At 39.5% G+C, this 11,136-nt stretch carries 10 protein-coding genes; 4 read left to right on the forward strand and 6 right to left on the reverse strand.

What is annotated here, in order from left to right; translation table 11 throughout:
* Positions 1-10: 10 nt before the first annotated feature.
* Complete coding sequence (locus H509_RS0120780) at positions 11-574, reverse strand: TetR/AcrR family transcriptional regulator (RefSeq protein WP_028546778.1); 564 nt, start codon at positions 572-574, stop codon at positions 11-13.
* A gap of 143 nt (positions 575-717) precedes the next feature.
* On the opposite strand from H509_RS0120780, the gene H509_RS0120785 reads away from it, so the two are divergent.
* Positions 718-1,830, forward strand: coding sequence for an alpha/beta fold hydrolase (locus tag H509_RS0120785; RefSeq protein ID WP_028546779.1), 1,113 nt, complete (start codon positions 718-720; stop codon positions 1,828-1,830).
* An 83-nt stretch (positions 1,831-1,913) separates the two neighbouring features.
* Here H509_RS0120785 and H509_RS0120790 read toward each other — a convergent pair whose 3' ends face one another.
* The 4 genes from H509_RS0120790 to H509_RS26200 are packed head-to-tail and all read right to left on the reverse strand — an operon-like array spanning position 1,914 to position 6,151.
* Complete coding sequence (locus H509_RS0120790) at positions 1,914-3,053, reverse strand: toxic anion resistance protein (protein ID WP_028546780.1); 1,140 nt, start codon at positions 3,051-3,053, stop codon at positions 1,914-1,916.
* A 23-nt stretch (positions 3,054-3,076) separates the two neighbouring features.
* On the reverse strand, positions 3,077-4,762 hold the full coding sequence (locus tag H509_RS0120795; protein WP_028546781.1) for a vWA domain-containing protein: 1,686 nt from the start codon (positions 4,760-4,762) through the stop codon (positions 3,077-3,079).
* Positions 4,763-4,774: 12 nt separating this feature from the next.
* Positions 4,775-5,512 carry a hypothetical protein gene (locus H509_RS0120800; RefSeq protein WP_028546782.1) on the reverse strand — a complete coding sequence of 246 codons (738 nt, stop codon included), beginning with the start codon at positions 5,510-5,512 and terminating at the stop codon, positions 4,775-4,777.
* A gap of 54 nt (positions 5,513-5,566) precedes the next feature.
* Positions 5,567-6,151: a helix-turn-helix domain-containing protein gene (locus tag H509_RS26200; RefSeq protein ID WP_036698281.1), complete on the reverse strand. Its 585-nt coding sequence runs from the start codon at positions 6,149-6,151 to the stop codon at positions 5,567-5,569.
* A gap of 241 nt (positions 6,152-6,392) precedes the next feature.
* Here H509_RS26200 and H509_RS0120810 point away from each other — a divergent pair, with 241 nt between their 5' ends.
* From H509_RS0120810 to H509_RS0120825, 3 genes are all read left to right on the forward strand, one after another.
* Positions 6,393-7,172, forward strand: a complete 780-nt coding sequence (locus H509_RS0120810) for a lipase family protein (protein WP_051287495.1) — start codon at positions 6,393-6,395, stop codon at positions 7,170-7,172.
* A gap of 220 nt (positions 7,173-7,392) precedes the next feature.
* Positions 7,393-7,680 (forward strand): hypothetical protein, encoded by a 288-nt coding sequence (locus H509_RS0120820; RefSeq protein ID WP_028546784.1) that lies wholly within the window; start codon positions 7,393-7,395, stop codon positions 7,678-7,680.
* Positions 7,681-8,472: 792 nt separating this feature from the next.
* Positions 8,473-9,117 carry a LysE family translocator gene (locus H509_RS0120825; protein WP_028546785.1) on the forward strand — a complete coding sequence of 215 codons (645 nt, stop codon included), beginning with the start codon at positions 8,473-8,475 and terminating at the stop codon, positions 9,115-9,117.
* A gap of 434 nt (positions 9,118-9,551) precedes the next feature.
* Here H509_RS0120825 and H509_RS26210 read toward each other — a convergent pair whose 3' ends face one another.
* Positions 9,552-10,586, reverse strand: coding sequence for a hypothetical protein (locus H509_RS26210; RefSeq protein WP_036698287.1), 1,035 nt, complete (start codon positions 10,584-10,586; stop codon positions 9,552-9,554).
* Positions 10,587-11,136: the final 550 nt, after the last annotated feature.

Below are 11,136 nucleotides of genomic sequence, written 5' to 3' on the forward strand. Positions count from 1 at the left end.
AGTGTTAGATTCAATCCGACTTTAACTGCCCAAAGATGTATTGCTGCATCTGATTGGCAAGTAAAATGATATTCGGGTCCTTTCCATGCTTTAAAACTCTATATAGAAACACGATCGAGTTAGCGGCATATAATTCCGCCAAATAGTCTAATGCAATCGGGCTTGATGAAAAATGACGGTTTAAATAGTCCAAGCATGTACTATACAACACGTGTTCAAATTCCTTACGCAAATCTGCTGTTCCTTCATGCACTTGCAACAAGGTGGAAATCTCAAGTTGTTGTTCGATCATCGCATCGGTGACAAATTCGATGGCATCAGCCACCCTGTTCTCATCAATGGAATCAAATCGCTGTTTAATCTCATACGTAAAATCAAGAACATGTTGTTGAACCATACTGTCTAGCAAGTCGTACTTATCTAAATAATGACTATAGAAAGTCGAACGACCTATAAGCGCTTGATCGCATATGTGTTTGATCGTAATCTCTTTAAATTGCTGATGCTGGAGCAGCTCAATAATTCCTCGTTTGATGGCTAGTTTTGTTTTGTACACTCTGATGTCTTCAATCATCAACCAATTACTCCTTATTTGTAGGATATGAAACAGTTCATAGATCACATGTAAGATATCGTACATTTGCGGCTATTCTACTTATTTTTTAGTAAATCATTCTACCCTATAGTAGGTACATACCAACTAAAGGAGGAATCAACATGTTTAAACTATACGTACAAGATGAACAATTTAATTTGCAAATCAATCGGTTTATGAACGATTATTACGAAGAAGATGAGCGCGCACAGGCTGACTTGGGACAAATAATTCCACGTTTACAGGATGCTCACAGTTGGTATGAAACTTGGCTTGAGTTTGCGCATAAGCGTGAACATAGCAAAGACTACGACTTAGCTTCCGTCTACTATCAAGCAGCAGAATTTTATTTGTCACCTGAAGATCCTAATAAAAACATCATGTATCAAAAATATCGAGAAACCTTCTATAAAGGATATACTGAATTTGACTATGAAACCTTTCAGATCCCTTATGAGAACTTTTATTTGCCTGCTGTAAAATTGTTAACCCCTGGGGCTAACCAAACCTTACTTGTGTTTGGCGGTTACGATTCTTACATGGAAGAAATGCTTAAAATGATGCGATTTATAAAAGGAATTAATTACAATATTATCGTATTTGATGGACCAGGCCAAGGAACCGCCTTAAAGAACGGCCTTAAATTTATTCATAACTGGGAAAAACCGATATCAACGATAATTGATTATTTCAAATTAGATCAGGTCAGCATTTTAGGCGCATCTTGGGGTGGCTATCTGGCGATGCGTGCTGCCGCTTTCGAAAAAAGAATAGACAAAGTCATTGCCTTTAACATTTTTTATTGTGGACTAGATGCATTAAAAAATCGTATGCCAACAGATACTTATAAGGGGATCATGCAATTGGTAGACCATAATGAAGCCGATAAAGTTAACCGTTTACTCGAACGAATGATGGCTAATAACATCGATTTAAGATGGAAACTTACCAAAGGGATGGAAAATACAGGAGCAGCCACGCCGTTTGATTTAGTTAAAGCTTTTGCAAAACATACGATGCATGGAATTGGCCCATTCATTAATCAGGATGTGCTATTATTAGCTGGACAAGAGGATCAATACGTACCAATAAGCCGTTTGCCTAAAATTCAACAAGAATTAAGTAATGCGGCATCTATTACGACGAAAGTATTTACGAAAGAAACGGGTGGTGAACAGCACTGCCAAGCAGGTCATCGCGAGTTGGCTTTTAATGAAATGAAGAAATTCCTCTAAGCAGCCTTTCGTTCGGATAACTCACCCGGTGCACAAACAAATATGACCAGCCTGTGGATTCGTCCATAGACTGGTCACGCTCTTTATAAACCTAGCTTGTGTCCCTTTTCTAAACGTTGGATTTGCTGTTCACCGTGATCCGCTAGTTCCCGGAACTGATCGATCGTTTCGCGCATCTTCGGTAGCGCTTCCTGCTTATAGGTGCTAATAGAATCAAGCGCGGATAATACATCAGTGAACGCTTGTTTTAATGTATCTACAGAAACGTTCGTCTCAAGTGATTGTTTATGAATGTGAGCGCCTTGATCTTTTAACATTCTTGACGTACCCGCAATCAGCTCATTTGTCGTTTGGTTTAACAGTTCGATCTTTTTTAAGACGATCTTTTGATTGTACAGCGCGCTAGCTACTGTCACCGAAATTTTCAGGGCGGATATGGTCACGTTTTTAGCTCTGTCCACGCCTCGAATCAGTTCTTTGTTGTTCCTTGTGACCACTTCAATCGCCATAATCCCCTGTTGGTTTACAACCATCATTTGCTGCATATCCATTACTCGCTGCCGAAGTGGGAACAGAACCTCCTCCGTAATGAAGCGAATTTTGTCTGGATCTTCATTTCGAGCCTTGGCCGCTTCGATTTGCGCTTCAATGGAACTGTCCATTAAAGTGCCCAGCTCGATTTCTTTTTGCAGCTTTTTAGTCAAATCACGCAGCGCCTGCTGTTCAATCTCAAGTGTCGTATTGTCATTTTTTAACGTTGTTTTCCCTTTATCGAGGGAGACGACAATATCAGCGATCACCGCATCTGCTTTCTGATATTTCAGGAAATAAGCGCGCAACGGGTTAAATAATTTGCCTAAAAATCCGGTTTTCGTAAAGTCGATGACACTCGGGTCCAAATCCTTTAATTGCATATGCAATTCCGTTAGCCCTTTAGCGACTTGACCGCCCTCATCCCCTGTCTTGGCGAGGTTACCGACCGAAACTTGCAGTAAGTTGTTTTTGCCTGAGGAAGTTCTCATCGTATTCATACCGAATGAGTCAATTGATTGCAAAATTTCTTTCCTCTTCTCAAGCGAATCCAGATCTAAAGACATAATAGACGCTACATTGGAATCAGCCAATGCTTGAAGTTTGGCAACTTCTTCAGGAACAGGCTTCACCTCGTGCTCAATTGCGGCTTGAATGGCTTCCGGGCTTGCAACTTCCATTGAAAATGTCATATCGCTCCTCCTATAAATAAGGGTTACATTTGCACGTTAAACAAGTTCGCTATTTTATAGACAACATCATCTGTATCCGCATTGATACTCGCTGCTTCATTGATACTTGAAATACTTTGCAGCGCTTGGATGTCTGCGTTATAACCGATCGTGTAAATTGGAACTTTGTAGGTTGCGATAAGATCTTTAATATCTTTGAGGGTATTCCCGCGATTAGTCTCGCCGTCACTTAGGACAAAAATCATCGGTTTCATTGCTGGATTAACGGCCTTCTCCTCTTGAAGCATTTTTAAGGCAACTATAATACCGTCGAACGTAGCTGTGCCGCCATCCGCATATAGATTGTTTACGGCACCCACAAACATCGATTGCTGTGTCGTGTCGTACTTTTTGATCGGCAAATGAATGGTGACATCATTGGAATAAGCGACCAGCCCTATACTGTTCTCTTTCCCCAAATATTTTTGCCCCTTCAGCAGCGACTCCTTCAAACGATTAAGCGGTTCACCTGCCATACTGCCTGATACATCCGTTACAAACACGGCTGCAATCGGCTTACTCCCGTTTTTCTTTTCTTTCCATATGTTCTGTGCGGCTGCAAGCAGGCCACCTTTAACAACAGCAAGCTCTGATTTATATTGCTCCAACTCATTAAATCCTTTTTCTTGCGCCATCTTTTGATATTTCGCTTGTGTGACAAATTCGGCAAATTTCTGAATGATATCCAATTTGGACTTTGGAAGATCACCTAACGCATACAGTGGACTGTCATGTCTTACACCAAAAGGTGTAAATACGTAGCCATTTTTGAAATCAGGAGCATTCACATAGGTTTGATATTCCAGTACAAATCCGTCTAACATACCCGATTTAGCCGCCTCGCGCATTTGAATCGTGGTCGAAGCTAGAAAAGGGACGTTTGCTTGAAACTTCTCAAATCCTTGAACGGCTTTGTCACTTAAAATGTTCGAACTATCAAACGTATGAAGCGCCGTCACAAGAAAGTTCAAGCCTGTTGAGCTTGCAAAAGGGTCCGTATACCCCATACTAAACTCATTATTGGCAATCGCCTCTGTGACCGTTTTAATATTCACTGCACCATAAGACGCTACTAATGCATCATGTTTGGCTTTTGAAATAACGATACCTGGAACATTTCCAACCAAACGTTTAGCAACTAACTCAGTTTTGACGCCGCTCTCCTTTACCATTTCGCCCCACAACTCGTTCGAGGGTGTAAAGGCATCGGGTATATATTTGCCTGATTTAATATAGTCGGCCGCTGTTCCAGAAGCAATATTACGAATGTTAACGGAAACGGCTTTGCCGTTTACTTGGATGTTCGCTTTGTTAAACTCGGTTGCCGCTTCCGCCAGCCAGCCATCCACACCGGTACCCGACTTCTCTGTAGAGGAGAAAATTTCTACAAACGTATCCGTTGTATGATTAACCGTAATGGGGAACTTCGAAATGTCCGGCAGTGTATCCCCAATATTGGCAGGATTAATATCAATTTGGCCTTTTACAGGTGTTTCGGTCGTCACCGTGATATCGGAGTAAAGCTTGTTTAGCTGCTTGCTCGCATCTTCTACCGTAATCTCCGACTTCGACTTACCTAGGTTGGAAGTAAAGTTCACGCCGTAATAGACGAGGATAAATACGACAAACACACTCAAGATAGATAGTACAATCTTTTTGCTATTGCTCATTCGTTGCACCTCTCACTGTTTATAATATTTGGTTTGTCTAATTAAAGAATCTAACTCCTGCACACAGGATAATTGCTCAATCTCACCCGCTTCAATATGATCTAAACTGGATATTTCTAATAGCAGTTGCTCCAGCTTTAGTAAAATTTCCTCATTATTGGAGATGGAACTGCTGATCGTTGACAAATAGTTTTGATATACGCTTGCTTTTTTTTGAATAAGATCATTGGAAAAATGTGATGATTGCTGTTGAAAGACACGTACGAACTCCGCTTCGTCATATACATGCAAAATGTTTAATATACTTCTTATGTTCTGGTAAAATAAATGCTCCACTTCTTCGGTGACTGATATGAACTTCTTATAACTCATCTCGGTCTCCACAAATCGCTGCTGTAGAACTTCGATTAAAGTCCGCTTCCGCTTATGCATCCGGTCCACTTGGCCTAGCGCTAAACTTATATCGCTTTCAATTCCTTTTGTATGGCGATATCGAGACAGATGTTCGACATATTCGTCGTACGTTTTGATTTGTTTGATAGGAATAACCGTAGGCTTCTTAAACACGAAATGATAAATTCCGGTTACAAGAACCCCTCCACTGGCAAAAAGCAAGGTAACCCCCGTTGCTGCTGAGAGAGCGCTTGCTCCGAGCTGTACGCCTATAAATCCTGGTGAAAATACGAGGATATTCGCAGCAGCTACGACAAGTATAAGAGCGGTTAGTTTGAACATATTTGTACGAGACAACCTTCCATCCTCCTCTGCAAATCGTGCAAGGCAAGTGACATGTACAAAGGTATATCAAATATCTGAGGCTTTGCGATGACGTCGTGTTAGGGTCGTTAAGGAGATGTGCTGTGATGTAGGAGAAATTTCTGGTTGTACTCTAATAACACCCTCTTGAACGAAATAAGACTGTGTTTCCATCCACTCGTGTTTCATGATTGCATTGTATCTACGCTGCATTCCAGAAAAAGTAACAAGTAATATGCCATCCGATTTACGAATCTCACTTGGGCTAAACTCTCCACGCTCCAAAGCTTTACGAATAGTCGCTCCCCCGCCCTCAATGCCCCACAATCGAGCTGCTTCGGATAGGCCGAACACCTCATTCACACTAATTCCACATGGAGGAAAGGTAGGAATCGGGCCTTGGATCACTGCGAGCTCCTCTTTAGAAAATACTTGGCTATGATCCTCCATTCTCTCCCCGTGGCTATCGTAAGCGATAACCGCAACGATTATTCTCCCGTCTCGCTCCAACGCTGTATGTACCATTTGTAAATCCGTTAACGGCATATCCTCATGCCAGACAGGAAAAATGGTTGCGGGCCACAGTCTTTCCCCATTCGTTAAAAGGATCTGAAAACACATGATCTGCCCCATATATGCCTCCATATACATTCCAAGTAATGGCACTTTATGTTGAAAATAATACCATTGTCACGAGGTCGTGACAATTAAAACATTTTATAACGTGTCCCTTGTTCCATCCATAAATCGATGTTCGACAAACGCATAATTTAGCGACAAGCACCAAGCTCGTGTTTGAATCATAAATAGAATAGAAAGGAAAGGTGGGATTCAACTGACTCATAACCATACGTTAGAAGAGCGTGCTATCTTTATGGCTGCTATTTGCGGACAGACTTACGCACAATTTGCAAATGCGGATGGCTCGTTTGTTGTGCCATTACCATACGCGGTTAGCCACACCATTCAAGCAAAGTCGGTTGGCAATGTGCGTGAACGATTTGGATTTATTTTGGAATCGCGAGCGGAGCTTATTATTGCCTTTCGGGGAACTAGCACAACGACCGACTGGATATCGAATATAAAAGCTTCACAAAAGAGGTTCAAATATGTTAAAGAAAACTGTCTTACACATCGTGGCTTTACAGACATCTATGCTTCAGCCCGCCATGACATTATATCTATACTCAGCAGGCTGTCACCCGACAAGACCCTGTACGTTACAGGTCACAGCCTTGGTGGAGCGCTCGCGACATTATGTGCGGTTGATATTGCAGCCAACACTGCTTATACCGCTCCCCACCTGTTTACATTTGGCTCTCCCCGCGTAGGTGATCCAGCTTTCGCTAAAGCTTTTGCCAAATATGTTCCGAACACCTATCGCATTGCTAATCCCTTTGACGTCGTAACACATGCTCCACCAACCATATACAAGCTGCCTAAACGGGAAAAGCGGTACTACTATCAGCATGTCCAGACCCTCTCATCGTTGTCTTTTCAGAATGGATCCATAGCTCTCAATCATATGATCGACAACTATTTTGCGGAGCTTGCCCAGCATAATCCCGGATTCTCCCAATTGTTATGTTTAGCGAATCCTGGTTTCTGTCCCGTCATTGGTGAGCCTAATCAAGCCGCACTCTCTCTGTTTTGAGGACGAGAAGAGGAGAGCTTCGTGCTCCGTATCGGCTTTGAACCTTATTTTAATAAGTAGAACCACCTCACCATTCAAAAAATCGAAATCAGTGACAAGCAAGAAGGCGAGCCCTTTACTATGTTTATTAGTAAGCTCGCTATTGATTCTAAACTTGATTTAGATACAGCGAAACAAATCATTGACTATTACAAGAAAGAAAAACAGGAGGAATAATATTATGTCGTTTAAAATCATCATATGGATCGTTCTTGTCGGAGGGTGGTTATTACAGATCTATTTATCAAGAAGAAGCTCATGGGCTTGGGGAGGGATCATTCCTGCGGTAGTCGTAGTAAGCTCTGTCATTATGATTAATATGTACGATTTATCTTACACTTACTCGAATATGGCACCATTTGCACTTTACCTCGTCTTACATCTTAGCATATGGAGTAAAGAACGAGTGACCTACCAAAAGAAACTCCAAAAAGAGTTAGAGAAAATGAATGCAATCGATTTCCGATGATGGCGAAACGTTCCATCGCCTTCTGCCTTATCTAGTTCAAGGATACGAGAACGTACATAGCAGCACATTTATTCTGAGAGAAGCTAAGATCACATGATCTAAGCTTCTTTATTTCTCAAATTAAAGGAACATTCTGATCAGCTTATAATATCGTTTATTACCCTATCGAATTATCCTCCTGCCCCTTGATATTTATTAGCTCCATATTGCCATAACTTGTAGGCCTAGTAGAAGTAAACAAATGGAGATAACCACTATGTTTTGTCTACATAACCATCCAAGTACATAGTATGGTAAATCTGCTCCTCTACTCGTTCTTTGATGATGTTTTTACATGCAAGTACACGATTATTTGAGGCAGGGTTGATTTCGAAATGGTAGAAAATTACTTTTTTACTTCCTGTTCCACAAATTGTAATGTAGTGATTAACATCCTTACTTTATATATAATCAACAAAAATGATATTTTCCAACGAAATAACCATTTAGTTGATATCATCTATCTGTATAGACAATCAATTCAGTACCTGAAATCTCTTTTGCATTAACCATTACATTATGATACTGCGATCACATGATCATAGGCATCTTAGTTCTAACACCTGCATTTTCCTCGTGTGTTCAAACAGCTCTCAGCATTTCACATTACATATTTTCGTTATTACCTGGTATAACAACAGCTAATTCGCTAGAGATGCATCAGCATAATAATCAACCAATTGTTGAATTTTAATACTTAATTGTGTATATTAATAGACATATGAGCTTATCAACTTAGAAAGAAGTGGTATTTTGGATCTATTTTTCACCTATCTACTAGCAGGTCTTGCCATTGCCATGCCCGTAGGGGCAATGACCGTTGAGATGACAAAACAAGGTTTGAAAAAGGGCTTTATGCATGGTTGGGCTGTAGGATTAGGTGGTATGACTGTCGATCTTCTATTAATTATTGCCTTATATATGGGATTGGCTTCTGTACTTGCTATATCTTACATTCAAATTCCAATGTGGCTGATCGGTGCATGTTTCTTAGCCTATTTAGGCTATGATTCCATAAAACATTCCGCACAAGATATTACGTTAGCTGGCGAGAAACCAAGTCAATCCTTTTTCAGCTCATATCGTAACGGTTTACTCGTAGCTTTGTCACCAGGTAATCTTGTGTTTTGGGTTTCTGTGTTTGGAGCTGTACTGTCTGATTCGTATGATATGACCCAACCGACCAAATTTTTAATCGTCGGCGCCGGCATTTTAGCTGGTATACTCGTGCATGATGTGGGCTTACTGGCGATGGTAGCGCTAACTAGAAAAGTGATGAGTCCAACCATGATCAAATGGGTATCCATCATTGCTGGATTTATTTTGATCGGTTTCTCGGGGTACTTTGTATACCAGTTTATTATCGCGCTCAAAGGAATACTATTACTGCCATTGTGAGTGATGGCATCATGATATAAATCCTTTGTGAATCAGACTTGCCTCATAGATGAATGCTATATTTTCACATCAAAAAAGATGACGTTTCTGTGTTGGGCACAGGGACATCATCTTTTTTGCTCATTTATTCATGTTTGGTGCGAATGCAAGCTATAGGAGTTAATGATTGACGGGAACATTTCATCAATGACATGTACGTGTGGGTCAATAATTAGATATATCTAATAGATAAGAAGACAGGCTTATTCTCCTGCTTAGCTTTGTCAAAAGCTTGTTCTGACCGAGCGCTGGTTCAGTACTTCTTAAGTTATCACGAGCACACTCTTAAGAATGCGTAGCTGCCTCTTAAGTCAGGATAAGCATTATCCACTTCTCAAGAAAAATAGCAAGTCCTATTGCTATATTTATAGTTACTAGATAAATGCAATCGCCATCTAAGATATGAGCTTTAATTCTTTCTCTAATTTAGTAATACTCTCTAATAAATAGCTGTTACTGTCCCCATTTAAAATATCTCTTGCTGCTTCTCTTTCTAGCACTTTGAAATATAGCTCGCTTTCGATATTTTCAACATGCTTTAGATACTCATTCTTAATATTTTCTTCTATAAATGACAATATTGGCACAAACTTATTATCTTTATTAATTACGGCCTCAACGGAGCAGAGTTGAGCAAAGTTTTTTATTCCATGATCAGTTGTAACCAAATTTGGTTTAAAAGTATTCAATGCTTTACTAACCCCAGAATGAAAGTGACTCATTTGCAATAATCTAAGAAAGAACATATCCCAGCTTGCATTGCATGCTTTTAATAGAACATTCTCTTTTTTTCTATCAAATTTAAAAATGCTATTTCCAAGTGCATACATTTTATCGTTTCCTAAAAAATAATTAATTGCTAGCTGTGTTTCTAAGGCGTAATTTGTCATTATTTCATTATTTACATAATCAAGATATTCATATATTGACTTAAGAGGACTTTTATGTTTCATTTGCACAATCAATATTTTCAATATACAAGCATAGCTTCCTACTAAAAAAGGATTACATTCTTCAATTTGATCTGTTAGTGTTTCTAGTTCTTTGACCTTTGACCTAAAAACATCATTTTTGAATAGTTGACCCTGAGATAATGCATGCTGTTGTATTTTCGAAATATCCCAGTTATATTGGTTTTCCAAAGCTGAGGTCATTTTTTGATACTGGCCTTCATTTAACCTCCCCAAAGTGTAATCCCAACAAGCTTCTTGGACAGCAAATCCGTACACAGGATCACTTTTGATATTATTTAATAAAAATTCTGTAGTAGCTTTTATATCAATATCGTTCATTTTTTGGGGATTATAATAAAACTTTTCTAAATTAATAGCAGTATTTGTATCCATTAATAAGGATTGAAACTCATACGTATCATCTGCTGGAGCAAGATAAAAGTATCGATTATAACGGTCTGATCGTACATAAGTCATTCAGAATATCTCCTTATCTGTGTTTTCATCTATTGAACCTATCAAAAAAGTATTACTTGAATTCAACCATGCGGTATCATGTGCTTCTTATATCTCCACCAGTTTGTCTAAATATGTATGTCCTTAAGTAAAGTGGGTAATTAGATCTATTAGGTGATTTTTGAGTTGTCATGGGGCATCACCTCTTTTCGTTGGATTTGGGTAAGAATAAGCTTTGTGTTAGTTTACCCAAGATGGTGAGGGAAGTAGCAAGGAATGGAAAAAAAGGCAACTCCAAAATCAGAGTTACCCTAACAAATAAGTCTTTAACTTTAGAGAAAACTATAGGAATTTATCACTATTAAATTTTTTATTACACAGTATTCATTTATATTGTTACAATTAGTGTTCTTAGGCATAAATGGTAGCGTCAAGATTTATGTGTAAATGAAGATAACCTTCTCTTGTAGAAGATAGCATTAGTCCTTGGTGATGAACATGGCTTGGAGTTCGACACGTGCTTGATCAAAGCCTATGTGACAGCGAGTAGCAAATCGATGGTTGTAGTCTT

The organism is Paenibacillus taiwanensis DSM 18679, from assembly GCF_000425125.1.
GTDB lineage: Bacteria > Bacillota > Bacilli > Paenibacillales > Paenibacillaceae > Paenibacillus_B > Paenibacillus_B taiwanensis.

Excerpts from the sequence above, each read along its gene's own strand:
- H509_RS0120780 (WP_028546778.1), bottom strand. The coding sequence starts at position 574 with ATGATTGAAGACATCAGAGTGTACAAAACAAAACTAGCCATCAAACGA.
- H509_RS0120785 (WP_028546779.1), top strand. The coding sequence starts at position 718 with ATGTTTAAACTATACGTACAAGATGAACAATTTAATTTGCAAATCAAT.
- H509_RS0120790 (WP_028546780.1), bottom strand. The coding sequence starts at position 3,053 with ATGACATTTTCAATGGAAGTTGCAAGCCCGGAAGCCATTCAAGCCGCA.
- H509_RS0120795 (WP_028546781.1), bottom strand. The coding sequence starts at position 4,762 with ATGAGCAATAGCAAAAAGATTGTACTATCTATCTTGAGTGTGTTTGTC.
- H509_RS26200 (WP_036698281.1), bottom strand. The coding sequence starts at position 6,151 with ATGGGGCAGATCATGTGTTTTCAGATCCTTTTAACGAATGGGGAAAGA.
- H509_RS0120810 (WP_051287495.1), top strand. The coding sequence starts at position 6,393 with ATGGCTGCTATTTGCGGACAGACTTACGCACAATTTGCAAATGCGGAT.
- H509_RS0120820 (WP_028546784.1), top strand. The coding sequence starts at position 7,393 with ATGTCGTTTAAAATCATCATATGGATCGTTCTTGTCGGAGGGTGGTTA.
- H509_RS26210 (WP_036698287.1), bottom strand. The coding sequence starts at position 10,586 with ATGACTTATGTACGATCAGACCGTTATAATCGATACTTTTATCTTGCT.